Genomic DNA, 24,825 nt, shown 5'->3' with positions numbered 1-24,825 from the left:
GAGGCCGGTCGAATGAAGTACCCCGAGCAGCAGCGAGGGGGTTGAGTTGGTTGGACCGAGCGAGTAGCGAGGTTGGTTAGTAACTAGAACTCTCTAAAGAGAGTTCTTATTACGCGTATACGCACGCGTACGTTCACTCGCTCTCCCGCGCGCAGGGGTATTCCTCCGGGCGTGTCGCGATTCGACGGAAGCGCTGTATGGCCGTCTAAGCCCTTGAATGTGCCAACCCTAGGCGAGTATCCATCCTTGATACGTTCGTCCGCCTCTGTGGCGTCTAGAGGCCAATACGGACGATGCTAGAATCTGGGTACAATTACAAGTCCGACGTATCGGTCGGACTGATGCAATCGTACGTGTGAGGATGCCCACGGGCAAGCGCGGCGACTCACTCGGCCTGTCGCCGAGACTCCAGGGCACCGGCGATGATTTCCCGCGCCGCATTCCCTGTCACGGATTTACCGATCAGGGAGTCGAATGCCTGATGGTAGATCTTGATTTCCCTCGGTTGTGTAACCGTCAGCTCTGCGGTTATCGCCTCGACCAAGACAATCTTGTTGTCGAACATTGAGAAATTCGTCGGAGCGAACAGGATTTCCGCCGTAACTGGAACGATTCCGAGGGTGACTCGTGGGAGCCCGGTCACGGCAAGCAGCCGGTCTAGCTGACCAACCATGACGGCATCGGTGCCAACGGTGGTGTAGAGCGCCTGCTCACCGATCAGGAAGTGAAACCGGCGCTGCCCTCGGTACAGGAGCTGTTGCCGCTCCAGACGCTTCGCTACGCCCGCTTCTATGTCACTGGGCGTCTGATAGAACTGGCTCACGTTTCGGAGCACTCCGGCCGCGTATTCGGCCGTCTGCAAGAACCCAGGGACAAAGAACGGGTTGTAGATCCGAACTATCTGTGAGGTCTCGGTCAGGTTCACCAGCGCGTGCTGTCGGCGCTGGGTTCCGGTGCCAAGCACCTTTCGCCATTCGACGTATGCAGCGTTGAGGTTGTCCAGGCTGGCTATCAGATCCGGCACCTGGTCTACGGCGTTGCAGTGCTCGCACCATGCACGGATGTCGTCACGTGACGGCCTGATGTGCCCGTGCTCGACCTTTGAGACCTTGGTTTGGTGCCATCCGTTCCGGCGCGCCAGCTCCGCGCCGGACAACCCCGCATTGAGACGAAGCTCTCGGAGTCTGCCTCCGAGAGCTTCGCGCTGCTGGTGAATCGAGCTGGTCACCGAGTGACGTACTCCGCGTATGGCGTCGCCAGCTTCCACAGCCGGCCCCGGACCCTTCGGCAGTAGTCCACGATTCCGGGATCGGTGGTCACGGCCGCACCGGCCGGTTTGCCGTCCTCGCCAGCGAGGTTGAACACCACACGTTCGTCATCGAACAACCACCAGTCATCTGGCGGCACCTCCCCCGCCTCATGCCGGGGCAAGTACCGGATGTCCTCCCCGGACTCGATGTTCCGGCCGGTCACGGAGAGCAACCAACGGTGATAGTCCGAGTGAGGTACCGTCACGACACGTACCCGGCTTACAGACACGCCCCGGTCGGTCGTATCCCTCATGAGCGCGTGCCACGGCACGGGCGGTTCATCCGGTGCAGGTTCGCCAGCGAGGAACGCACGTAACCGATTGTTCTCGGCTGGCTCGGCGTAGGAGTCCCGGACTTCCAAGTGGAACGCAGAGTGCCGCAGTCCCCGGAACCAGTCCGGCCACGGATCACCGTTGACTAGCAGCATTGCCGTAGAACGTCCTTCCTAGCTTCGGCACCTCGATAGCCGTTTCGTCGGCGGCTAGGTCGAGCTGGCTCAGCGTCTCATCATCCGTAATCGGTCGGCCGGAGAGGACGAAGGTACCCCTGCCCGTGTCCTCCATTCGGGCACCGATGAACGTGTCCGGTTCAGCGAATCCCGTTATCAGGTGCGGGATTTCGACTGTCCCACGCGTATCGGTCTCCCAGCCCACGGCTACGTAGCTGTGGTGGTCGGTGGCGTACAACGCCGGGCAACCGTTGGCTTCGGACCCACCTTTGCCCAGAAACTTTAACCGCATGTCGAGCCCTCCTATCAGGCCATGCACGTGCATGGTTGTCGCAAGTCCCAGTGTGACCCAGAAAAGCACCTCACGAAATGCTGAGTTCGAATCCGTGCATAGCTGTGCATGACAGTGGATCAACCATGATCGAAGTCCGTAGCGTCCACGCACAGGCGCTCGGGGCCGGTGCCAGTTGTCCTGGCCCTGAGCTGCCAGCCACCCGACGACACGAGGGGTTATTCCGGATGGGGCTTACCGAACCGCAAGCGAAGGTGCTGGGCGTGCTAGCCGCGCTGGGACCGTACGGCACGTTGACCGTGCGGGAGCTGTGCAACGAAACCGGCTGTTCCGCACCACGGATACGAGGAGTCGTCAACCTACTAACGTATGACGGGCTGGCGTTGAGAGGGCGGCGGACCCCTGCTGAGTATCAGATCACCGGCAGCGGTAGGAATCTGTTGAACGACCCCCGGTATCGCGACTACCTGCCGCGACCCAACGAGGTGGCGCTATGAGGTCGAAACCAACAGCGATCGGCTACTTGCGTCGGGACGTATCCGGCGTATCCCAAGTATGGGACGAAACCCAGATCCGCAGTGTCGCAAAGCGTCTCGGGTACGACTTGGCGAAGGTTGTGGTGTTCGGACCGAACACCGATCACCCCCTGACGCGACTGATGAACGTGGTCCGGACGGTTGACGTCGATGCCGTGATCGTGCCCGGCGTAGCTCACTTCGGCGGGGAGGTACCGACGGAGTTGGTCAAAGTCGCTGACGTAATCACCACAAACACGGGACAGACCTTCGCACGGTGGGCCACCGGTTGCAGCGATGGCCGGGCATTCGACACAGCCGAACACGATGCTTGGATCAAGAACCTGTAGGCAGTGGTGACCCGACGTTCCGCGCCGGGGGCGTCTACCCCCTCGTGTGGCTGGCTCAACGGGTTTCATTGCCGGTACGGACCGACCACGAACTACGTAAGGTTGAGTGATGACAGTAGACACCAGACCGGCGACTCTGGCATGGGTCCAATTCCGGAACTTCGCCCTCAAGAACAGGGCCGACACCAAGTGCGAGACACGCGCGGCAGAGCTTGACGAGAAGATCCGGAAGGCAAACGAGATCATCCGCGAACGCACCGGCAGCGCCGATACTGGCCTGGTTGAGACTCCCGCTGCAAAGTGCTCGTGCCCGGCGTGTGCCGGTGACACAGGCTCCCCGGCCTGACAACCTTTACCCCCGAGGAACCCCAGAGTTTCGGCTCTGGGGTTTTGGTATCCCTCGTCACTATCTACGCCACTCTCGTAGAAATCAGGGGGGTCTCGTACCTATATATAAGTGAGAACCCTCACTTCTACCCAGAGCGTGACGAAATTCGGGGGTGCGTGACCCCTATATATAAGTGAGGGAGGAACGAACGACCTTAACTCTAGATATTTCTATGATTCTAGTCACATTATGGGCAGTTCGGTCAGAAATCGCCCGTACATAACTAGTGGGGACACGCAGGCTTCGGGCCTGCTTTATTTTTGTCCCAATTCATGATCGAACATGAAAGGAAATGACGTGTGACTGGCACCTGCCCGAACGGGCACAACATCAACTCAGCGGCCGACCGCGACGGGCAGGGTTACTGCCTCACCTGTCGCACCCAAAAGAACCGCCAATACCGTAGCCGCCAACGGGCGGCTCTAGAACTTGCCATGGTCCTCGAATCGCACGGCGTAGAGGTAACCCGATCGGAACCGCCGATTGATCTAAAGGTGCTAGGTGCCGCACTAGCGTCCGGATATGCCAAACCCAAGTAAAAGAAACACCTGAAACAGATTCTGTGCCGCCTACGGCGTTCGTTCCTAGGCGGCTTTTTTTATGCCTACGGGCACTACGAAAGGAAACACCAACAATGTTCGAGATTGCTTTCACCGCCTCCAAGGTTTCGACCGAATGGCCCAACCTCGGCACACTGCCTAAGCCACTGGCTACGGCAATCGCAGTCTATGACGAATCCCAGTACGTCGAATCACCGTCGCTGGACGTCGGTGCCGACACCATCACGACCAAGAACATCCGCGAGCGTGTGGCAGAGCTGGCCGCCGAACTGTCCACACAGGCACACCACCAGGAGGCACGAAACCGGGTCCGTAATGCTCTAGCGTGGAACGTCGTAACTATCGCCGGTGAGCTAGCCCCGGAAATGATCCGGCAGACTGGGCGCAAGTTCATTGACGCGGTAACCCGCTACACCGATGCGGCCCTAGCGCTCCCTAAGGTGATTACGCCGGAAACGATTATCGCGGGTGGTGCTGAGGTTCTGACAGCCTGGCAGGCTGCTCGGGATGCTGCCGCAGAACTGGCGGTGTTTGATTCTTGGCTGGCGTCGCTGGCGTATCTCCCGGCTTACCAGGGCCACGAAACGTATGTGTGGTGCCGACTGTTTTCGCCGAAGGACCGAGACCAGGCCCAGCGGTTGAAGTCCGCTCACCAGGGGTCGGCCAACGATTATGCTCGTGCGATCAACCCGGTGTATTTCGCCGCTGTCCGTGGCAACGTCTCCTGGTCTCTGAATGATCCGAAGCGGGTCGCCGAAATCATTGCCGACATTGAGGCTCAGCCGATCCCGGAAAACGGCTGGAAGGCGTAACCCTGCTATTTGCCCCGTAGCGGATGTTTCCCGCGTCCGTAGGCAATTCACACCAGACATATCGAGTTCGGCCCTCAGGCGGCAATCTGAGGGCCATCAGGAGAATCATGCACCAGAAACCATCCGCGAACCTCAACACCGTACAGAACCCTGATTTAAACGAACTATGGCGATCGGCCACCCCAGAGGACCGGGAGGCGGCGTATCAGTCGTTTGTCCGAGCTACCGAGAAATACAACGCCGCTATTCGTGTGGCCGGTGATGTCCCGTGGTTCGAAAAGGAACCGGACCCCGAGGCCGCTCGACGTGAACTGTTCTTCCGCAGGTACGACCGGCCCGCGCCACCGGTATCCGTCCCTTATTCGTCCCTGGCCGATATTCGCGCCGGACACACCGAGCGGGCTTAAGCCCACAAGACCGGAACCGGCCATACCGGTTCCAGAATGGAACTACTGAATGAGTATCAACCGTAAGCCGTCGTCTGCCGACATGCTGAAGCGTGCGCTTGCCGATACCCCTCGGCGTGCGCCTGCTGATATCGGGGATGAGTTTGCTAAGGGTGTCGCCCGGCGTCTGGAACTCCGGGGCATTACCGAGGTGCCTGGTCTGCCCGAGAAACCCGAAGAGTCAACCTGGGAGGACCGGTTCCTGGAGTACGTACGACGAACTCAGGAACTGGAAGAGAAGTGGGCGGCCGACCGTCAGGCCGAACAGGAAGCGCAGTACGTCACACAGACCACGGCGGATCTCATCCGGTCCGCCATGGCCGAGACCTACCGGCCTAGCTCACGTTCGGATATGCCGTTGAACGGTCCGGCGATTCTGCGGGCCGCTGGTGGAACTCCTGACGGCGGTTCGTCCTGGGCTCGGGATTCCGTGGCGTCGCTCCTGCGTGGGGGTCTAATCCATTGAGACCCGTTGAATGGTGCCGCCGACCGGCAAACGATTTCGACACCGATTGAAGGGGCGCAAGTGAACGCACCGCGCATTCGAACCCTCTGGAACAAAGCCCGTGGTGAGATCACGCACAAGATCACACGCGAGGGCACCTCGGCGTTCCTGCTGATGAACGACCAGGAACTTGTCATACTCCGCGACCTGATTAACTCTGCCTTGGGAGGCACACAGATTGACCACAGCGAGTGACGAACCAAAAGCCAGCGGGAAGCGCTCCCCGATCGTTCACCACGGCACCCTCGGTGCCGGTGGCGACCGTGGGAACCTATACACCTCATTGCCGCACGCGCTTGCCCGAGATGCACGATTGACGGCAACAGCCCGGTCCGTGGCGTTGTATATCTGGTCTCACGTAACCGGATGGCAGACCTCCGCCGAGGCAGTAGCCGAGGACCTTGGTACGACAGCGAAAACGGTTCGTGCCGCCCTGGCGAATCTGCAAGATCACGGCTGGATAGTTCGACAGCCCTATGCCCGGCCAAGGCGTAAGCCATTCCGTGAGACGTGGCACCTCCAGTTGTCGAATACCCCGTTCACTCCCGAGGAGATCGAACGATATTCCCGAACCGTCATCGTTGATGGTGACGGTACCCCGGTAGAAACTACCGAGGGTCTAGATACCCTCGGTAGAAATGACCGAGGGAGGTCGGTAGAAACTACCGAGGGAGGGTCGGTCAAAACTACCGACCAAAGTAGTGAATCCCTAGTAGTGAATTCACCAGAAGTGAATTCAATTTCTAATGGGTTAGAAAAATCCACCCAGGAGGAACCTGGGGGTTCCATCTGGGATAAGCCGCCGACTGAGCGGCTGAGGATTCACAACCCAACTGGAACGAACCGGAGTTACGACGGCGAGAACGTAGGAGACCTAGACCGGTCTCCGGAGGTGGGAATTATTCCGACTGAGGAACGTTCCGCCCCCGGCGTAGATACATCCGAATTCCCAGAGGATGCCCGGCACCTGTACCAGGCCATCACCTCAGCATCGGGTAGCTGGATTTCCAGATCAAAAGCACCCCTGCAAGAGTTGACGGAGTTCGCAGGACTCCCTACCGCCATGCGGACTTCGGACGCTTCGAAGTGGCTGAGCGCGAATCGCTGGATTGAAGTACGTCAAGCCAATGGCGTAGTAGAGATTCGGGCTGTGAAAACGCCCCAGATTCAACGCTAAGCGACGAAATCGGCTCGGGGGCACCCGAGTGCACACCTAAGCCTGAGATGGTCGATTGAGGCGTAGCCTGTGGACGCTGGCAACCTAAGGTGTTAGTTCCACCTTAGGCAGTCAGCAAACAAAAGCCCGGTGCTACACCGGGGGTTTCTGTGTATCTACTTCGGCGGAGTCATGCCCTCTTCGTCCCCTAGCGCCAGCATTGCATCCAGCTGCTCTTTGGTGACGATCGATCGCTCGGCGGCGAGGTAGATGAAATCCAATACGGCAAGCTGCGCTCTTCTGCGTTCGCGAGCCTCGATCCCGGCTTTGAACTCTAGCTCTTGTTGATCGCGGGCCACCTGCTCGGCTTCGCTGATATCGAAGTGTCCATACGCAAGTTTGTCTCCGAGCACCTGAACCACGTCACCGTCGTCTATGAACTTGCGACCATTGCTGATCAGAACGTGAACATAAACGCTCCCGAACGATTTGACTGCCCCATGCGAGCCTTTCCCTGTGGGCCAGCCCCTGCGTGCTAGCCCGCCCAACAGTGTGACGGGATCACCCACGGAAAGCTTACGGTCGTTGCTGTCGATATCGACTGACACATTCCCTCCTTGTGTGGCGAACTGTTCCGCCTCGAAACGAGGATAGCCAGCTCTGGTATTGCAACACAAATGGAATCGAGCCCGTGAGTATTGGGTTCTGCGGGGGTACCGCTCGGTACAACGAGGGGATGCACAGATACCTGATCCTCGGTGGGTGGTGCCCTCCCGTGCCGGGTACTGGGGTGTGGGGTGCACCTCGGGGCGTGGCCCCTGCACTGGGTATTACCGGGTGTGACCTGGGGAATACGGGGGCCTCTCCGTGTGGCGTCTGGGGTTTAGGCGCTTGCGTGGCGCTGGGTACTGACCTCGGGACGCTGGGGATTCTGCTGGTCAGGCTGGGATTTGCTGTATCTCGACGTGCCGACAGCCCTCGGGTGGGTACACCCGGCATCGGCACGGGAAAGGGCTCCGACCAGGGAGTATGTCCCTGGGTGCACCCAGGGGGGTATACCCTCGCCCCCGTGCGCTGGATCGGGGGTGAATGCGTCAGCAAGGTCTTGTACGGGTTTTAACCCCGTCGATAACTGTTCAATCGCCCTAAATAGCCAAGGGGGGATTCCCCGATACGCGAGAGCGAAGGTGTGCGTCTGCGATGACGACGCCTGTGGTCGAAAGTTCGAAAGTGCTCCATGGAGTCCAGAAAGTCATCAACCTGCCCATCTTCGGAACGTTCTTCAGGATCGTATCAGTGACGGACTCAGGCGCGAAGGTTCCTACCTTCTGAAGCGCCAAACAATCGTCCGCCGTGGCTGCATCTACTCCAATCGCCTTTAATGTACCTTCCAATTGTCGCGCGGACGGAGTAGCGAACTTGACTAAATTCTCAGAGGCAGGGAGGACTAATCCCGTCAGATGCGACGGCAATTGGGACAGCATGAAACCATCAGTGAATAATCCTGGGTACAGGTCGATCAAATTTTCAGCAAAAGTCTTTCTTCCGCCGAATCCGTTCCATGCCGCACCGACGCCCTGGATGTGTCGAAAATCTGCACCAGCGCTCGGAAGATCACCAAAGGGAACGAAGTGGGAACAGAACAGGGAGAACGCTTCCTCTGGATTTTTCCAATGGAAGAGGAACACGCGTCCAAGCATTACCACTGTCAGCGCGTTCATCTGTTGTGTTGTGAGCCTCGGTGCCATCTTTAAAGCATCCTGAAGGGCAGTGGCATGAGTGCCTCTCTGCTCCTTCTGCGACAGCTCTACGACTAAATTGACCAGTAATGACCCTAAATCGGCGTCTCCAGAGGAGACGTATTCGACCTGCGCCTGTTGCAAGGCGCGCTGCATATGGGGCCGTTCCATTGACGAAACAGCATCAGGAGCAACGCTTGTCTGCCGATGCATGTAGTTTTCGAGGAACTCTTGAGCGCGCTCTTCAACAACTTTACGTGCGGTCGCGGAGTATCTTTCAAACTCCGTCCGCATAAGTTCGGTACAAATGCGAACAACCTCGTCCGGCTTTACGCCTTCAGTGATGTAAACATCGCGAGCGGCTTGTATCTGACGTGAGTAATCGCCGCCGCTCTGGCCCTGGCGAAACCAGTTCACTTCTCATTCCCCATGCCACCCTCCACGCGCACATCGCCCGTGGCCTGGATGTTCCGGGAGCGGTCACCGCTCGTCTGCGTTTGGCGGACATTTTTGCTTGGTGCTGGCTGATTCGGGTTGCTACCGCCCCACGGAAATGTGAGAGCCGTGGCTAAGAGCGCGACAACGCCTAGTGCGATCAGGACCCAACGAGGCCAACTGTTGCTGATCAGCGGAAGCATTCCAACAACAAGGGAGGCGATCCCGAAGGTCGCTCCGCCGATCCACTTCCAATACACCGCCATGATGACTCCGCCCCGAGGTCTCGCACACTGAGTTCGGCCGAAGCATACTCTCCTGCACCAGGTCCCAGCGCTCGACGCGACGATGCGGCATACGGATTCTCGTGACGTGACTCGAGTGCGAATCGCTGCTGTGATACGGTCACCGGTACAAGTCAGCCCCCGGAGGTGCTACCAACACCGCCGAGGGCCTGGGCGAGGAACTGGGTCTAGCAGTCCGACGCCGTAGGCCGTGAGCCTACCGCATTCGGCTATTCAGCCATCTTCCCCCGCTTGCTGCGCTGCAACCGTCGTACACCTACGGTTGGGCCGCTTCACCAGCGGTGCCGTCGCCCGTCAGAGGGGCCAACGCACCTGTTCCGATGAGACAGAGCCGCACGTAAAGGCGGACTCGGAGTGCAGCCGCCACGGTGGGCGGCACGGATCGTTGGACGGCAACCGGGTTTCCCGTGCTCTGCGTCCTCCGACCGGGCTCTGTCCAATAACCCAGTCCCGGCAGGCCGAGTAATCCCCGTGCCTGCGTGCAACCGAAGCGACGATACGACCGACCGACCGGCGGAGCCGTCACGCGCTAAGGGTGTTCCCGTGCTTCGCGGTACCGGGGTACCCCTTCGCTTCCTCCCCTCACTCACTCCCAGCGGGTTTGCACTCGTCGGTTTGGGTAGTAGACAGAACAGGGTGCCGTTGTCCACCCATTGCCCCGAGGTGTGATCGAGCCTGCGGGAATTGCTCGCCAGCCGGAACGTGAGCACCTGTTCGCCATTGGTCAGATCCCGCTTGATCGGATGAGTCGCGATCGTTCCGATCACGGTCGCGTTCGCCTCGTACATAGTTGTGCTCCTTCACATTCGGATCCGGGCCGTCGGCCCGGAATTTCTCCCCCTCGAGGAGACCCCTTCCATCGTGGGCGGAATCCGCACGCGCAGCAGGACTGATCCGCGAATGTGCACAACTTTTCGATATGTGAAAATCGCGTTTTTCACGCGTGGGGTCAGATGACCGATAGATCGGTGTTGGCGCCGCAGAGGATGACGATCGGGCGCTCATCCGGCGCGGGAACATACACGCCACTGTGAATGGCGGCCAGCGCCGCGGCGCCGGTCAACTCGACCAGGATGCGGAACTCGCGCCACAGGTACTCCCGCGCCGCGCCGATCGCATAATCACTGACCAGCAACGACCGCACATGGTTGCGACGGGCGACGTCGAGCGCGATGTCACCGATCCTGGTCGGACCCAGCGAATCCACGGTGGTACCGGACCCGGCGACATCCACGGGCCGGTCCGCCTCCAGGGCCGCACGCAGGATGCCGGCGCCCTCCGGCTCGATCCCGATGACCTGCTGACCACGCCCGAGCGCAGCCGCGATCCCGGCGACCAGTCCGCCACCGCCCACCCCGGCCAGCACCGGCGGTCGTCCGCGCACCTGCTCTTCGAGCTCCAGCCCGATCACACCCGCTCCGGCCACCACGGCGGGCAGGTCGTAGGCGTGCAGCAGCAACGCGCCACGAGCGGCGGCGAGTTCGGCCGCGTGCCACCGCGCCTCGCCGTAGCAGGTCCCGTGCCAGAGCACGTCGGCGCCGTGCGACCACATCGCGGCGACCTTGGCGTGCGGCGCCGTCTCCGGGACGACCACCGTGCAGGACTTGTCCAGCCGGGCGGCGGCCAGCGCGGCCGCAATGCCCGCGTTGCCGCCCGACGCGATGACGACATGATCGATGCCGTGCCCGAACTCCAGCAGCGCGTTGAGGCTGCCGCGCACCTTGAATGTCCCGGCGTGCTGAAGGTGCTCGAGCTTCAGCGTCACCGGTACCGCACCGGACGGGCTCGCGACGGACGTGTCGAAGACGGGGGTCGTGCGCACCTGCCCGGCCATCCGCCTGCGCGCGTCGCACACGTCCGCCCGTTCCACCCGCCCGACCGGTCTGCGTGCGGAGGCGGTGGCGCATTCACTCACTTACGCACTTCTCCATCTCGCCTGGCCAGTTCGGCGAACATCGCGTTGTGCGCGGCGAGAGCGGCGTCGTGGTCGCGTTCGGCGGCCCGATCGGTGCGCTGCGCGAGCCGATGGTCGCTGCGGGACCATTGGATCAGCAATGCCAGCATCACCACCACCAAGGGAACCTCGCCGGTTGCCCAGGCCAGACTACCGCCGGTGCGTTGGTCGCCGAGTAGATCCGCGTTCCAGCCGAGGCCGAGGCCGCGGTAGAACCAGTCACCCAACACGGTGGTCATGCTCATCAACGCGATACCGAAGAACGCGTGGAACGGCAGCGAGCCGAACACCATCGCGAGCTTGGTCAGCGGCTCCACCTGCCGTGGTTTGGGATCGATGCCGATCACCACCCAGTAGAACAAGTAGCCGCTGAGCAGGAAGTGCACGTTCATCAACAGGTGTGCCGCATGCGAGTCGGCGTAGGTATCGAAGATACCGCCCAGGTACAGCGCGTAGAAGCCACCGACGAAGATCGCCGAGGCGACGAGCGGGTGGGTCAGGAAACGCGACACCGGGTTGTGCACCACGGCCAACAACCACTCCCGCGGACCCGGTGCACCGCCGCGACCGGCCGGCTTCAACGCGCGCAGCGCCAGCGTCACCGCGCCACCCAGCGCGAACAGGATCGGTGCCAGCATCGACAGCGCCATGTGCGCACCCATGTGCACGCTGAACATCGCGGGCGAATACCGGCCGACCCCGGAGGAGGTCGCGATCAGCAACACCACGCAGCCACACAGCCAGGCGAGCGTGCGCCCGAACGGCCACGTGTCCCCGCGGGCACGCAGACGCCGCACACCGAGCAGATACAGCACCGCGAGCACGATCGACAGCGTTCCGAAGATCAGGTCGAACCGCCAGTCGAACAGCAGCCGCGCGATGGTCGGTGGCCCGGCCAGGTTGTAGCCGAGTTCCACTTCGGCGGGGGTCGGGACCGATTGTGGCGGTGGCGGTGGCGTACGCCCGAGTCCGACCGCGAGGCCGACGGTCGCGGCGAAGATCAACACCTCGATACCCGCGTACCGGACCAGCGCGGCACGATCACCGGCATCCGCCGCCAGAGCGGGCAGTGCCGCGCGGCGCTGGAAAAACCCCAGCACGCCCAGCAGTACCAGCGCGGCGGCTTTCGCCAGCACGAGCCGGCCGTAGGTGCTGGTGAGCAATTCGTCCAGCGGTACCCGGACCCAGGAGTTGAGCACGCCGCTGATCGCGATCACGGTGAACGCGACCGTCGCAGTCAGCGAGAAACGCCGCGCGGCCAGGTCGGTGTGCGCTGCGCCGCGCACGGCGTGTGCCAGCACGGCGAATAGTCCGCCGATCCAGACCGCGGACGCGACCAGGTGCAGGATCAGGCTGTTGGTGGCGACATCATGCGACCCGCCCGCCGACGAATGCCCGGTCAGTGCCAACGGCAGCATCGTGATAATCGAGGCGCCGAACAACACCGGCGTCCAGCCCCAGCGCAACGCCAGCCGGCACCCGATCGCGACGATCAGCGCGAAGATCGCGGTGGTGCGCCAGGCGCCGGCCAATTCGATCTGCGCGATCGCCCGCCACAGACTCTCGGGCCGGAGGACATCGGCCACCGGCCGGCCGGTGGTGTCGGAGACGGTCAACGGCACGAGCAGGGCCGCGCAGCACGCCCACACCAACGCGAAATTCGATGCCCGGCGCACGGCGCGGTATCCGCCGACATCCAGCAGGCCGCCGGACTGTGGTGGCACGAGGAACGCGGCGAACAGCAACGAACCGACGGTCAGCGCCGCCGACAGATCGGCCAGCGCACGCACCGCGGGCAGGCCGTAGGTGGTCGCCGCGCCGGGATCGGGAATGCCGAGCAAGCTGAGTGCCTGCGCCGCCGACAGCCCCACCACCAGCGCCGCCAGCACGGCCGCGAGGGCGCCGGACACCGCCGCGACCGCCGCGACCGCGACCCCGGAGCGGGAAGCCTCGGCATCACGAGCGGCGGACGGGACAGCGGCGGGCGGCATACGACTGAGCGTAGTTCGGCTGATATTCCGTAGTCCGGTCGGGTTTGGGCGGATATTCTTCAGCCGCGGATCACCACAACGCGGCAATGACGGGTCTCGGGGTGGCTACAGCGTTGCTAATACTGGGCAGCCGGCCACCTGGACGATCGCTATAATTGGCCCGCTGGACAGCACGGCCGATGTCGGCCATGGTGGAACCCGCTGCCTCCGTAGCTCAGTTGGATAGAGCAAGGGCCTTCTAATCCCTAGGTCGCAGGTTCGATTCCTGCCGGGGGCGCAAAGCACCGGGGATCCGCAAAATTTTGCGGATCCCCGGTGCTCATACCCACCAGCCGCGAAACTCAAACACCCGAGAAGCTCCGTCCGGATGGACCGACCACCGGGAGCGGCTCGGCGCATCGGCCGCGTCCGCGAGATCTTTGCTCGTCGGTTGCGGCTCGTCGGTTGCGGCTCGTCGGTTGCGGCTCGTCGGTTGCGGCTACCCAGCGCACGCGCGACGGTACGGTCGGTCACCTGCTGACCGACGGGCCACCGGAGTCCCGTCGCAGCTACCGCCTCGAGCCGCAGCCCAGCGGATCGCGAATTGGCAATTCACCGGCTGTCGAGCAACCTGTCCCCATCCGCGGGCGTGTTCTGCTTCAATCGATATATGTGCAGGTGGATGGCTTATTCAGGTGAGCCGATCCTGGCCGAGGACCTTTTGTTCCGGCCGAAGCATTCGCTGATCGACCAGAGCTTGCACTCCCGGCTCGGCGCGACGACCACGAATGGCGATGGCTTCGGGATCGGCTGGTACGGCATAGGCACGCGACCCGCGGTGTTCAAAAGCATCGAACCCGCGTGGAACGACCGGAACCTGCGCGAGGTCGCGGGACAGGTGCGAACGCCGCTGCTGTTCGCCCATGTGCGGGCGTCGACCGGAACGGAGGTGCAGCGCAGCAACTGCCACCCGTTCCGGCATGGGCGGTGGTTGTGGATGCACAACGGGGCGCTGCGCGGTTTCCACGAAACCAAGCGCGACTTGATGACCGCGGTCGATCCGGCCCTGTTCGCCGACATCGAGGGTTCCTCCGACTCGGAGTTGCTGTTCTATCTGGCGCTCACCTTCGGCCTGCACGACGATCCGATCGCCGCGGTCGCCCGTGCGGTCGGCTTCGTCGAGGATGTCGGCCGCGCACACGACCTCACCGCCGCGGTCCAGATGACGGTCGCGACCACCGACGGCGCGACGATGTGGTTCTTCCGCTACTCCAGCGAGCGGCAGACGCGATCGTTGTTCTACTCCACCGACATCGCCACCGTGCGCGCGCTGCATCCTGAGGTCGAGGACCTCTACGAGTTGGGCGAGGAAGCCCGATTCGTGGTCTCCGAGCCGCTGCGCGACCTCCCCGGGGCGTGGAACGAGGTCCCGGAATCGTCGGCCGGAATCGTCTATCCGCGCCACGACGAAATCGTCGCCTTCCAGCCCGTGACTCCCTGACACCGCGCTCGCGCAGTGCCCTCCGAATTCCGCTGTGCGCGAGTCGTTTCGCCCGAGGACTTCCCCGCACCCGCAGTGGCCGGTAAGGTGAAATCCTTGTGCGCGGCATACCGGAGGGGGACGGACAGCGTGCCGTCGGAGCACGATTTCGCAGCGCCGCCGCGCTCTACGCAGCTCTGCTGGGCGCGGGATTCCGCAGACAGTGGCAGTACAAGCTGGCCATGTTCGCCGGGCTGTTCACCAACTGCGTATTCGGATTCGTGCGCGCGGCCGTGCTGATCGCCGCGGTGGATGCCGCCGGTGACTTCGGCGGTTACGACCGGGGCAGTATCGGCGCGTACGTGTGGATCTCGCAGGGACTGCTCGGTGCGGTGCAGTTCATCCCGGCGCCGCTGGGCGAGCTGGACGATCGGGTGAAGACCGGCGACATCGCGATCGATTTCCTCCGCCCGGTCGACATCCAATGGGGTTATCTCGCCGCTGATCTCGGGCGCGCGGCCTGTACCTTCCTGCCGCGTGGAGCGCCGAGCTTTGTGGTCGGGATGCTCACCTTCGGCCTGGCGATGCCCGTCACGCCCGGCCCCTATCTGCTCGGCCTGGTGAGTGTGCCGCTGGCCGTGGCAGTTTCGTTCCTGTGCCGGTTCGTCGTGGTGCTGATCGGATTCTGGGTCGTGGACACCCGCGGTATCCGCGCGCTGCACTACGCCTGCGGGACGTTCCTCGCCGGGCTTCTGGTGCCGGTGCACATGTTCCCGTCCTGGCTGGCCGCGGTCGCGGCGGCCACGCCCTTTCCATCGATCCTGCAGGCGCCGGTCGACGTGCTCTCGGGCCGGGTGACCGGGGCGGCGGCATGCTCGGTCGTCGGCGTGCAAGCGTTCTGGGTACTGGCGATCGCGATCGTCGGCCGGGTGCTGCTGGTAGCCGGGCGGCGCAGGCTGGAGGTGCAGGGTGGTTGAGGTCGTCACGCCCCGCTCCGGCACCTGGTCGACGCCCTATGTGGCGGTTTTGCGCTCCAGGATCCGCGCCCAGCGTAGCTATCGGCTGTCGTTCGCCAGTGACGTTTTCAGTGCATTCGTATTCGGGCTGATAGAGCTCGCCGAAGTGTGGCTGCTCTTCCGTAGCGCGCGGGTACTCGGCGGCCTCGACCTGGACGCCGCGCTACTGCTGTTCGGGCTGAGCCATTCGAGTTTCAGTCTGTCCCAAGTATTGTTCGGCCACCTCGATACGCTGCCGGCCCTGATCAGGATGGGACAGCTCGACGCCTATCACCTGCGCCCGCAACCGCTACTGCTGCAATTGGTCACCAGCGACATCTCGCTGCGCAGATTCGCCCGCGCCTCGGTCTCGATCGTCGCGCTCGGAGTCGGTCTGGTGCGTAACGACATCGACTGGGGTGCGGGCCCGGCAGTGCTGCTCATCCTGACGCTGATCGGCGGTATCGCGCTGTTCGGCGGGATTTTCGTCTGCGCCGCCGGGCTGCAGTTCTATCTGATCGATGGCGCCGAACTCACGAACAGCTTCACCTACGGTGGCTCGTTCGCCGCGACGCAACCGGCATCGGTATTCCCCACGCCGATGAAGCTGCTGTTCGGATTCGCCATACCGGTCTCCTTCACGGCCTACCTACCCACCCTCGCGCTGCTGCGACTGCCCGGTCCGCCCCTGCTGCCCTCCTGGTTGGCCTGGCTGACTCCGATCGCGGCGGTATGGGTCTGGGTGTTGGCGCTGGGTTTGTGGCGCTTCGGCACACGGCACTACCAGGGAGGGGGCGGATAGGCATGGCACAGTCGGGGCGCGCAGATGCGATCATCGATATGGAGGGCCTGACCAGGCAATTCACCCTGTATCGCAAGGACGGCCGCCGCTGGCGCAGGCGGCGCGAAACACTCACCGCGGTCGACGGGATGACCGTCCGGATCGAACGGGGCGCCGCCGTCGGCTACATCGGCGCCAATGGCGCAGGCAAGTCCACGACCATCAAGATGCTCACCGGCATCCTGGTGCCGACGTCGGGCAACGTGCGCACCTGCGGGCTGGACCCGGTTCGGCAGCGACGCGAACTGGCCGGGCGAATCGGCGTGGTGTTCGGGCAACGCTCCCAGCTGTGGTGGGATCTGCCACTGCGCGAATCGTTTTCGATTCTCGCCGCGATCCACCGGCTGGAACCGGATGCGGCGCGCAAGCGCACACATGAGCTGATCGAGCAGCTGGAGATGGCCGACACACTCGACACCCCCGTGCGGCAACTGTCGCTCGGCCAGCGTATGCGCGCGGAAGTGGCTGCGGCGCTGTTGCATTCGCCCGAACTCGTGATCCTCGACGAGCCGACGATCGGTCTCGACGTGTTGTCCAAACAGCGGCTGCGCGAATTCCTCCGCGCCGAGCGCGCCGAGCGCGGCACGACTCTGCTGCTCACCACACACGACATGGGCGATATCGAAAGGCTGTGCGGCCGTGTGCTCGTTGTCGACCACGGACGTCTGGTGTACGACGGTTCACTGACCGGTTTGGCGGCCACGGTGGGCGCCCGCCGGGTCCTGGTAGTCGACTTGGCAGAACCGGCGCCGGACCTCGATGACCTGCCCGCGGCCCAGTTGCTGAGCAGTGCGGGCAACGGCATGCGGCAGCGGCTGGCCTTCGATCCCGAGCGGATCACCGCCGCACAGTTACTCGCCGCCGTGGCCGACCGGGCCGAAGTGCGGGATCTCTCGATCGAAGAGCCCGAGATCGAGGACGTGGTCCGCCGGATATACGAGTCCGCCCGCTGAGCCGGCGGGCGGACTCGTATGACTGATCGGCTCCCCGGTTCAGTCGCCCTCGCGTGCCCCCTGGTCGAGCCGGAAGGGCGGGTACTCGTCGCGCATCAGACTCGCGTAGGCCTGGACCCGAATGATCCAGCGATTGACGCCCATCACGAGGTCGTAGACGCCCTGCGGGTAACGCGCCGTGAACAGCAGCGCGATCAGCGCGACGATCAGCAGGATGCTCAGCAGCGGAAGCGAGGCGCCACCCCGGTCGTCGCCGCTCATCCCGAGCGCCACACCGCCGCTGACCATGGCACCGACGATCAGATAGTGCGGAATGGCCAGTAGCCACCATTTCACCAAGACCAGGCCACGGTGCAACGTCGGCGGATAGTCGATCTCCAGATCGGCCGGGTATTGCGCGCTCGATCGCAAGCTGAACGGTGGGTACCGGTCGGTCCCGAGCACGGACAGCGCGTAGAACGTGACCCGCCAGCCCCAGCGCATCACCCCGACATTGAAGTCGAACAGCGTCCGCGGGTACTTGCCGGTGATCAGGATCGCGAAGAAGGCGACGATCGTGACGACCAGGTAGGCGATGTGCAGGAAGAACAGCACGATGTAGTGCGGGATGGCCAACAGCCACTTGACCAGCCACATCCACCGTGACAACCCCGGGTCCAGATCGCCTCGAACGCGAATCGCGCTGGCCGGCCCGGCGGATTTCTCAGGTTCCATTGATCGACACTCCTTCCGAATGTTTGTGATACAGGCCACAAACAGTGCGGTATGTCCCGATTGTCGCGTATCCGGCCACTGCGAAACGACACCATCCGATACCGACACGCCAACGAATCGGTACACGACCACCTGGCGCGCACCGGCCCCGGCCGCACGGGTGGCGCGATCACCCGCCCGGTGTGCGCGGTCGGAGTGTGCGCGAATTGCACTACGCCACCGCGGCACGGAACCTGGCAAGCGTTTCGACCGATCACGTTGACACCGGGGGTATTTCGACTATGCGCGGATTTCGTCCGCTGTGATGATCGTCGGTGTGCAGCCGTTCCGGTAGTGCGCCGAGGCATGGGCCGCAGGAAAGGCCCCGGTGCGGCGCGCCGACTCCGGCTACTCGATCCGCTTGGACCGGCTGGACGGCACAGCGGATGGCCTCGCCGGCGCTGTGCGGGCGCCGGCCGTCCCCACCCGCTGAGCGTCAGGCAGGTCCGTTCGCCTGTGCCGAATACAGGCTGACTTCGCCGTCCTCGCTGAGAAATGCGTTGACCAGCATGGTGCGGGTGGCTCGGAGTTCATCCCGATCGGGGGCGGTGGTGGTGATGGAGATCTGCGGGATGACCGCCCAGTTGACCACGTAGCGCTCGGGCGGGCCGTCATCGTCGGATAGCCGGGCGAGGCGGAAGACCGAGACGGTTTTGCGGACGATCAGCATGCGCACGACCTCCGCGATTCGCTCGGGGTCTTCCAGGGCGAACATGAACCCGAATGTCAACTCGGGCGATGACACGTAGGCGGGCACGAGCACCGAGGCTAGCCGATCGGACCGGGGCGCGCAGCCGACGCGACCGATCAGGTTGCCGCTTGTACGCTCTGCTATTCACAGGGTGTGCAAGCACACCTGGGAGCAGGTGACACCGATCCGTAACGGAGCATAACAATTTCCCGGCAGCTTTCCGATTCGGGCATAACCCTATTGCGCCGCCTCGGCTATCGCGCTTTCCTGAAAGTGTCCCGATTTCTCGGACCGTCTTCTCTCGCATCGTCGCGGATTTCCCGGTTTTTCTGCCGTGCTGGTGGACCGTGGGGCGGCATCCGGGTGCGGGACTGCGCCGGAGCCGAGGGGCGCCCTACCCGAAATCCCCCTCGGCCCTGGCGTACCCAGCATTACGTTCGTGCCGCAGGGATATGTCATGACAACAGATTTCGCTCAGCGCAGTTTCCGAGCCGACGAACTGCCACCGGCCGCCGCGTTGCTTCGTACCCTTCGTGAGCCCAGTGCCGACCGGCACCGGCACAGTGTGCTGGACGCCGCGCGCAAGCTCGTCGAATGCCATGAGCGACGAAACCGGGCACTGCGACAGGCGCATGCTCCGGAGGCCTCCAGCACGCGCGTCGCGGCGTGTAGTCACGTGCTGGAGAACATCGACGCCCAGCGCGCCCAGTGGATCGGACAGATAGACGCCTGGGTCGCCGCGAATGTCGAGCACCGGGCGGGCTCCTCGATACATACCGAGACACTCGGCGCGGTCATTGATCGCATCGCCGAGAAATGGGTTGCCGCCCAACAATGTTTGGGCGAGGAGATCACGATGCGGCCACATCCACTGCAGGTGGACGGGGAAGCTCACGTCCAGTGGAGCAGGCTTGCCGAGCTGATCGACGGCTACCAGGATCTGATCACCGACGTCATCGAACACCGACGCCGGCTGCCGGTGTGGTGATCAGCGCTTTCGTCCGTGCCGTGCGCGAGATACCGCTCGGCCACCGCATCCGGCGTGACCCCGCGGCGGCCGCCTCGTTCCGCTCGGTCACGTCGTGGATCCACGCCCCGATCTCCCTCGTGATCTCACGTGATGGCTCCGGTGAACATAGTGGCGATATTGCCGATGCGCCGGGGTATGTCAAATACTGAATGACATCTTTGTTGCTCTCGAATTCACCGATTATTTTTACCGATCATTTACACCCCGGGCGCTTGACTTCGGCTGATGCAAGCGGCGGAGACGGATCACTCTTCGGCCGGCACGGCATGGATACCGGCGGGGGTTCGAAATCTTCTTCTATACCGAGACGATCTGTTCGAGAAGCCCGGTGTTGTAGGGCCGGCCCCATTTCTCACACAATGCGCGCACCCGTGAAGCCATCTCCGGATAGCGGCTCGGAGGCGGTCCGCCGAACAGATGATGTTCGATCAATACAACGAATTGCCGGGCATCGAGTGGCGCACCCTGGTTATTTCCGCGCAAGTCCCGCAGAGCAAGCCTGGGCGGACTGTTTCCAGATACCGATCCAGCGGCCAGGAGAGCTGGAGGTCGGCACAGATCTGATGGCCACGACGGTGACCGGCGCGATCACGCCTATGCTCGGCCCGAACTGCGCGGGCAAATGCGACCGACCGCGCTCGGTATGGGTGCGGGGGCACCCGAGTGGCAGTGATCCGCCCACGCACGGCGGATCTCGTCAAGCCGACTCGGCCTCCTCCGGGGCCGAAACGCTGCGGACTTCCGTCGGGTCCGGCGAGCGCACCGGCAGTAGCACCGCGAGTCCTGCCGCCAGCACGACGAGCAGCCCCGCGATGCCCGCGCGATCGGCGTCGAACAGCCAGACGAACAAACCGAAAAAGCTCGGGGCGAGGAAGGACACCGCGCGCCCGGTGGTCGTGTACAAGCCGAAGAACTGCCCCTCGCGGCCCGGCGGGGCCAGCCGCACCAGGAACGAGCGCGCCGACGCCTGCGCGGGACCGACGAAAACCGTCAGCAGCAACCCGAAGATCCAGAACATCAGCGGGCCGGACACCAGCAGCAGCGCGAAGCCGCACACCAGCATCGCGGCCAGCGATGCCACGATGATGATCTTCGGCCCGGCGCGGTCGTCGAAACGTCCCGCGACGATCGCACCCAGCGCGGCAACCACATTGGCGGCGACGCCGAACAGCAGCACATCCGAGTCGCCGATTTCGTAGACCCGCACGGCCAGCACCGCCCCGAAGGTGAACACCCCGGCGAGACCGTCGCGGAACACCGCGCTGGCCATCAGAAAGCCGACCGTGCGACGGTCGGTGCGCCACAGCTCGCGCAGGTCTCGCCAGAGCACCCGGTACGAGGCGAAGAACCCCGCGCTCGCCGCGCCGGGATCGGCGTCGGTCCGGGGCAATTCGGGCACCGCGAACATGACCGGAAGCGCGAAGGCGGCGAACCAGACGGCGGCCAGCACCGCGATCAGGCGGATATTGAGCCCGTTGTCGGTAGGCACGTCGAGCAGCCCGCGATTGTCGCCCGTGCCGGCGATAAACCCGGCGTAGCAGATCAGCAGCAGGAAAATCCCACCGAAATAGCCCATCGCCCAGCCGAATCCGGAAACCCGGCCGACGGTCTGCGGCGTGGACACCTGCCGCAACATCGCGTTGTACGGGACGTTCGACAGTTCGAAGCAGGCCGAGGCGAACGCCAGCAGCACAAGACCGAGCCACAGTTCGTGGTAGTCGTCGTGCACGAAGAACATCAGGGCCATCGCGGCGATCATGAGCGCGGTCAGCACGCCGAGCGAGCGCTTGCGTTTCGCGGACGCGTCGAAGCGCTGTCCGCTGATCGGCGCGGTCAATGCCACGATCAGGCCGGCTATCCCCAGCGCCCAGCCCAGCCAGGCGCTGGCGGACACCGTACCGGGCAGGTCGTCGCCGACCTTGTCGGTGAGATACACCGAGAAGACGAACGTGAGGATGACGGCGTTGAACGCCGAAGACCCCCAGTCCCACAGCCCCCACGCCAGCATTTGCCCGCGCCTGGCGGCCTGCCCGACCGTCACTCGCGCGTCCACCTCGGTCATGCCGCGCAGCCTAATGGGCGCCGGGAACGACGGGGGTGTGAATCCCGCGCCGAGCTTGCGAAGACCGGGACAGCCGTCGAATCGCAGCCCGGATCCGGCGCGCCCGGTTCACTACGAATCGGTTCGGGCCAATATGCACCTAGTTGCATAATAAGGATCGTCGCAGCTATTCTCACCGCATGGCACTGGAGCATGCGTTGCTGGTATCGCTGAGCGAGCGCGCAGGCTCGGGTTACGAGCTGGCACGCCGCTTCGACAAGTCCATCGGCTACTTCTGGAGTGCGACCCACCAGCAGATCTATCGCGTCCTCAAGCGGATGGAGGAGTTCGGCTGGGTCAGCGGCGAGTCGGTGGTTCAGGAGGGTAGACCCGACAAGAAGGTGTATTCGGTGAGCGAGCCGGGCCGCACCGAACTCGCCCGTTGGATCGCCGAACCGAGCGACTCCGGCACTCCCCGCAATGAACTCGCGGTGAAGATCCGCGCCGCAACCTATGGCGACATCACCGCGTTGTGCGCTGAGGTAGCTCGCCACCGCGACCAGCACACCCAGCGGCTCGAGCTGTATCGACACATCGAAAAGCGTGACTTCCCGGCCCCGGACCAGCTCGCCGGGACCGCCCTGCACCAGTACCTCGTTCTGCGCGCCGGCATCCGTGTGGAGTCGGGATTCGTCGAATGGTGCGACGAAGTTCTGCAAGCACTGGATCCGCGCGCCGCGGCCTCGCACCCGAAGTAACGGAGAAAGGCGACCGCACCGATGAGCTCCTTCCCCCACCTGTTCGAGCCGCTCGACCTCGGCCACACCACCTTGCGCAACCGCGTGGTGATGGGCTCGATGCACACCGGTCTGGAGGACCGCGCCTGGGACACCAACAAGCTGGCCGCCTACTTCGCCGAACGGGCACGCGGCGGTGCGGGCCTGATCATCACCGGCGGCTACGCCCCCAACCGCGCAGGCCGGCTGCTGCCGTTCGGCGCGAAGCTGACCACCAAGACCGAGGCCTACCGGCACCGGACGATCACCAAGGCTGTGCACGAGCAGGGCGGCAAGATCGCCGTCCAGATCCTGCACGCCGGTCGCTACTCCTATCTGCCGGGCAGTGTCTCGGCGTCGTCGATCAAGGCTCCGATCAACCCCTTCCGGCCACGCAAGCTCTCGGCCAAGGGCATCGAGCGGACCATCGACCACTACGCGCGCTGCGCCGAGCTGGCCCAGTTCGCCGGGTACGACGGCTGCGAGATCATGGGCGGTGAAGGCTATTTCATCAACCAGTTCCTCGCGCCGCGCACGAACAAGCGCAGCGATGAATGGGGCGGCTGCGCGCAGAACCGGCGGCGGATCGCGGTGGAGATCGTCCGCCGCACGCGCGCCACGGTCGGCCCGGACTTCATCATCGTATTCCGGCTGTCCATGGCCGACCTGGTGCAGAAGGGGCAGACTTTCGACGAGATCATCGCGCTGGCAAAGGAACTCGAAGCCGCCGGGGTGAACATCCTCAATACCGATATCGGCTGGCACGAGGCGCGGGTGCCCACCATAGTGACCTCGGTGCCCCGCGCGGCCTTCGTCGAGTTCACCGCGAAGATCACCGCCCAGGTGAGCATTCCGGTCTGCGCGTCCAACCGGATCAACATGCCCGAGGTAGCCGAGGAGATCCTGATCCGCGGTGACGCTCACCTGGTGTCGCTGGCCCGCCCGTTCCTCGCCGACCCGGAATGGGTGAACAAGGCCGCGCGGGATCGCGTCGACGAAATCAACACCTGCATCGCCTGCAATCAGGCCTGCCTGGACCACGCGTTCCAGCGCAAGGCCGTCTCCTGCCTGCTCAACCCCCGAGCCGGGCACGAGACCGACCTGAAGCTGCTGCCGACCCGCCGCACCAAGCGCATCGCGGTCGTCGGCGCGGGACCGGCCGGGCTCGCCGCGGCAGTGAATCTCGCCGAACGCGGCCATCGCGTCGAGCTGTTCGAGGCCGCTGACCAGATCGGCGGCCAGTTCGACATCGCGCGTCGCATTCCCGGCAAAGAAGAATTCAGCGAGTCGATCCGCTACTACAACCGGATGCTCGAGCGCACCGGTGTCACCGTGCACCTGAACAAGCGGGTCGGCGCCGACGAACTCATCGCCGGCCGCTTCGACGAGGTGGTCCTCGCTACCGGGGTGCGGCCACGCATCCCCGACATTCCGGGCATCGATCACCCCAAGGTGCTGTCGTACGCCGAGTTGGTCCGCGAAGCGAAACCGGTCGGCCGGCGAGTCGCCGTGATCGGCGCGGGCGGCATCGGTTACGACGTCAGCGAATTCCTCACCGTCGAAGGTCATCCCGCACTGAAGCTGGACGAGTGGAAACAAGAATGGGGCGTCACCTCCGACGACGAGCAGGTTCCCGGACAACTCACCACGGCGAATCCGGCGCCCGCGGCACGCGAAGTCGTTCTGCTGCAGCGCAAGACCACCCCGTTCGGCAAGGACCTCGGCAAGACCAGCGGTTGGGTGCACCGAGCCGCACTGAAGGCCAAGGGAGTCGAACAGATCGGTGGCGTGAACTACGAACGCATCGACGACAATGGCCTGCACATCAGCTTCGGCGAGAAACGGCAACGGCCGCAGGTGATCCCGGTCGACAACGTGGTGGTGTGCGCGGGCCAGGAATCCGTGCGCGATTTGGCGGCGCCGCTACTGGCCGCCGGTGTCCGCCCGCATGTCATCGGCGGCGCCGAGCTGGCCGCCGAACTCGACGCCAAACGCGCCATCGACCAGGGCACCCGGCTCGCCGCGCGGCTGTGAAAGCTGGATCCGGGGTGCGTTGGTGGCGGTCCTTCCAGCGCGTACA

At 63.7% G+C, this 24,825-nt stretch carries 23 protein-coding genes, 1 tRNA gene and 1 pseudogene; 15 read left to right on the top strand and 10 right to left on the bottom strand.

Going from position 1 to position 24,825, the window contains the following annotated elements:
- Positions 1-385: 385 nt before the first annotated feature.
- From ACT86A_RS00825 to ACT86A_RS00815, 3 genes are read right to left on the bottom strand one after another with little or no spacing between them, the layout of a single operon-like run.
- Positions 386-1,228: a helix-turn-helix domain-containing protein gene (locus ACT86A_RS00825; RefSeq protein WP_445090011.1), complete on the bottom strand. Its 843-nt coding sequence runs from the start codon at positions 1,226-1,228 to the stop codon at positions 386-388.
- Entirely contained in the window at positions 1,225-1,737 is a 513-nt protein-coding gene (locus tag ACT86A_RS00820) for a DUF6879 family protein (protein ID WP_445090010.1), read from the bottom strand. Before ACT86A_RS00820 ends, ACT86A_RS00825 begins: the two co-directional genes overlap by 4 nt.
- Positions 1,718-2,119 (bottom strand): hypothetical protein, encoded by a 402-nt coding sequence (locus ACT86A_RS00815; protein WP_445090009.1) that lies wholly within the window; start codon positions 2,117-2,119, stop codon positions 1,718-1,720. The genes ACT86A_RS00820 and ACT86A_RS00815 overlap by 20 nt, the downstream gene beginning before the upstream one ends.
- A gap of 158 nt (positions 2,120-2,277) precedes the next feature.
- On the opposite strand from ACT86A_RS00815, the gene ACT86A_RS00810 reads away from it, so the two are divergent.
- From ACT86A_RS00810 to ACT86A_RS00785, 6 genes are all read left to right on the top strand, one after another.
- Positions 2,278-2,547, top strand: coding sequence for a winged helix DNA-binding protein (locus ACT86A_RS00810; protein WP_445090008.1), 270 nt, complete (start codon positions 2,278-2,280; stop codon positions 2,545-2,547).
- Positions 2,544-2,915, top strand: coding sequence for a hypothetical protein (locus ACT86A_RS00805; RefSeq protein ID WP_445090007.1), 372 nt, complete (start codon positions 2,544-2,546; stop codon positions 2,913-2,915). Before ACT86A_RS00810 ends, ACT86A_RS00805 begins: the two co-directional genes overlap by 4 nt.
- A gap of 1,022 nt (positions 2,916-3,937) precedes the next feature.
- Complete coding sequence (locus tag ACT86A_RS00800; RefSeq protein WP_445090006.1) at positions 3,938-4,675, top strand: hypothetical protein; 738 nt, start codon at positions 3,938-3,940, stop codon at positions 4,673-4,675.
- Positions 4,676-5,131: 456 nt separating this feature from the next.
- A complete protein-coding gene (locus ACT86A_RS00795; protein WP_445090005.1) occupies positions 5,132-5,587 on the top strand; it encodes a hypothetical protein in 456 nt (151 codons plus the stop codon).
- Between the two features lie 60 nt (positions 5,588-5,647).
- The gene (locus tag ACT86A_RS00790; protein ID WP_445090004.1) at positions 5,648-5,821 is read left to right on the top strand and encodes a hypothetical protein; all 174 of its coding nucleotides are present in this window, start codon (positions 5,648-5,650) and stop codon (positions 5,819-5,821) included.
- Complete coding sequence (locus ACT86A_RS00785) at positions 5,805-6,803, top strand: helix-turn-helix domain-containing protein (protein WP_445090003.1); 999 nt, start codon at positions 5,805-5,807, stop codon at positions 6,801-6,803. The genes ACT86A_RS00790 and ACT86A_RS00785 overlap by 17 nt, the downstream gene beginning before the upstream one ends.
- Positions 6,804-6,958: 155 nt before the next feature.
- Here ACT86A_RS00785 and ACT86A_RS00780 read toward each other — a convergent pair whose 3' ends face one another.
- The 4 genes from ACT86A_RS00780 to ACT86A_RS00765 all read right to left on the bottom strand — a co-directional run bounded on the left by ACT86A_RS00780 (position 6,959) and on the right by ACT86A_RS00765 (position 13,206).
- On the bottom strand, positions 6,959-7,390 hold the full coding sequence (locus tag ACT86A_RS00780; RefSeq protein ID WP_445090002.1) for a hypothetical protein: 432 nt from the start codon (positions 7,388-7,390) through the stop codon (positions 6,959-6,961).
- A 537-nt stretch (positions 7,391-7,927) separates the two neighbouring features.
- Entirely contained in the window at positions 7,928-8,938 is a 1,011-nt protein-coding gene (locus tag ACT86A_RS00775) for an LPO_1073/Vpar_1526 family protein (RefSeq protein ID WP_445090001.1), read from the bottom strand.
- A 1,272-nt stretch (positions 8,939-10,210) separates the two neighbouring features.
- On the bottom strand, positions 10,211-11,176 hold the full coding sequence (locus ACT86A_RS00770) for a serine/threonine dehydratase (protein ID WP_445090000.1): 966 nt from the start codon (positions 11,174-11,176) through the stop codon (positions 10,211-10,213).
- Positions 11,173-13,206: a bifunctional copper resistance protein CopD/cytochrome c oxidase assembly protein gene (locus tag ACT86A_RS00765; RefSeq protein WP_445089999.1), complete on the bottom strand. Its 2,034-nt coding sequence runs from the start codon at positions 13,204-13,206 to the stop codon at positions 11,173-11,175. The genes ACT86A_RS00770 and ACT86A_RS00765 overlap by 4 nt, the downstream gene beginning before the upstream one ends.
- Before the next feature lie 203 nt (positions 13,207-13,409).
- Between ACT86A_RS00765 and ACT86A_RS00760 the strand changes: the two genes are divergently transcribed.
- The 5 genes from ACT86A_RS00760 (at position 13,410) to ACT86A_RS00740 (ending at position 17,454) form a co-directional block, all read left to right on the top strand.
- Positions 13,410-13,483: transfer RNA gene (locus ACT86A_RS00760), tRNA-Arg, on the top strand.
- Positions 13,484-13,867: 384 nt separating this feature from the next.
- Positions 13,868-14,686: a class II glutamine amidotransferase gene (locus ACT86A_RS00755; protein ID WP_445089998.1), complete on the top strand. Its 819-nt coding sequence runs from the start codon at positions 13,868-13,870 to the stop codon at positions 14,684-14,686.
- A 98-nt stretch (positions 14,687-14,784) separates the two neighbouring features.
- A complete protein-coding gene (locus tag ACT86A_RS00750) occupies positions 14,785-15,642 on the top strand; it encodes an ABC transporter permease (protein WP_445089997.1) in 858 nt (285 codons plus the stop codon).
- Positions 15,635-16,462 carry an ABC transporter permease gene (locus tag ACT86A_RS00745; RefSeq protein ID WP_445089996.1) on the top strand — a complete coding sequence of 276 codons (828 nt, stop codon included), beginning with the start codon at positions 15,635-15,637 and terminating at the stop codon, positions 16,460-16,462. The genes ACT86A_RS00750 and ACT86A_RS00745 overlap by 8 nt, the downstream gene beginning before the upstream one ends.
- 2 nt (positions 16,463-16,464) lie before the next feature.
- A complete protein-coding gene (locus ACT86A_RS00740) occupies positions 16,465-17,454 on the top strand; it encodes an ABC transporter ATP-binding protein (RefSeq protein WP_445089995.1) in 990 nt (329 codons plus the stop codon).
- A gap of 39 nt (positions 17,455-17,493) precedes the next feature.
- On the opposite strand, the gene ACT86A_RS00735 is transcribed toward ACT86A_RS00740, so the two are convergent.
- A complete protein-coding gene (locus ACT86A_RS00735) occupies positions 17,494-18,168 on the bottom strand; it encodes a DUF4389 domain-containing protein (protein ID WP_445089994.1) in 675 nt (224 codons plus the stop codon).
- Positions 18,169-18,514: 346 nt separating this feature from the next.
- Between ACT86A_RS00735 and ACT86A_RS00730 the strand changes: the two are divergent.
- Positions 18,515-18,640: pseudogene (locus ACT86A_RS00730) on the top strand (nitroreductase family protein); the annotation flags it as partial.
- Between the two features lie 3 nt (positions 18,641-18,643).
- Here the strand turns inward: ACT86A_RS00730 and ACT86A_RS00725 are convergent.
- Entirely contained in the window at positions 18,644-18,964 is a 321-nt protein-coding gene (locus ACT86A_RS00725; RefSeq protein ID WP_445089993.1) for a hypothetical protein, read from the bottom strand.
- A 391-nt stretch (positions 18,965-19,355) separates the two neighbouring features.
- Here ACT86A_RS00725 and ACT86A_RS00720 point away from each other — a divergent pair, with 391 nt between their 5' ends.
- Positions 19,356-19,886: a DUF4254 domain-containing protein gene (locus ACT86A_RS00720; protein WP_445089992.1), complete on the top strand. Its 531-nt coding sequence runs from the start codon at positions 19,356-19,358 to the stop codon at positions 19,884-19,886.
- A 739-nt stretch (positions 19,887-20,625) separates the two neighbouring features.
- Here the strand turns inward: ACT86A_RS00720 and ACT86A_RS00715 are convergent.
- The gene (locus tag ACT86A_RS00715; protein WP_445089991.1) at positions 20,626-21,990 is read right to left on the bottom strand and encodes an MFS transporter; all 1,365 of its coding nucleotides are present in this window, start codon (positions 21,988-21,990) and stop codon (positions 20,626-20,628) included.
- Between the two features lie 179 nt (positions 21,991-22,169).
- Here ACT86A_RS00715 and ACT86A_RS00710 point away from each other — a divergent pair, with 179 nt between their 5' ends.
- Both ACT86A_RS00710 and ACT86A_RS00705 read left to right on the top strand, forming a co-directional pair.
- Complete coding sequence (locus ACT86A_RS00710; protein WP_445089990.1) at positions 22,170-22,727, top strand: PadR family transcriptional regulator; 558 nt, start codon at positions 22,170-22,172, stop codon at positions 22,725-22,727.
- Between the two features lie 21 nt (positions 22,728-22,748).
- Positions 22,749-24,779 carry an FAD-dependent oxidoreductase gene (locus ACT86A_RS00705; RefSeq protein WP_445089989.1) on the top strand — a complete coding sequence of 677 codons (2,031 nt, stop codon included), beginning with the start codon at positions 22,749-22,751 and terminating at the stop codon, positions 24,777-24,779.
- The last annotated feature ends 46 nt before the right edge of the window (positions 24,780-24,825 follow it).

Source organism: Nocardia glycosmidis (assembly GCF_052545115.1).
Note: the sequence above shows the minus strand (reverse complement) of the source record. Positions and strands in the feature narration are given on the sequence as shown.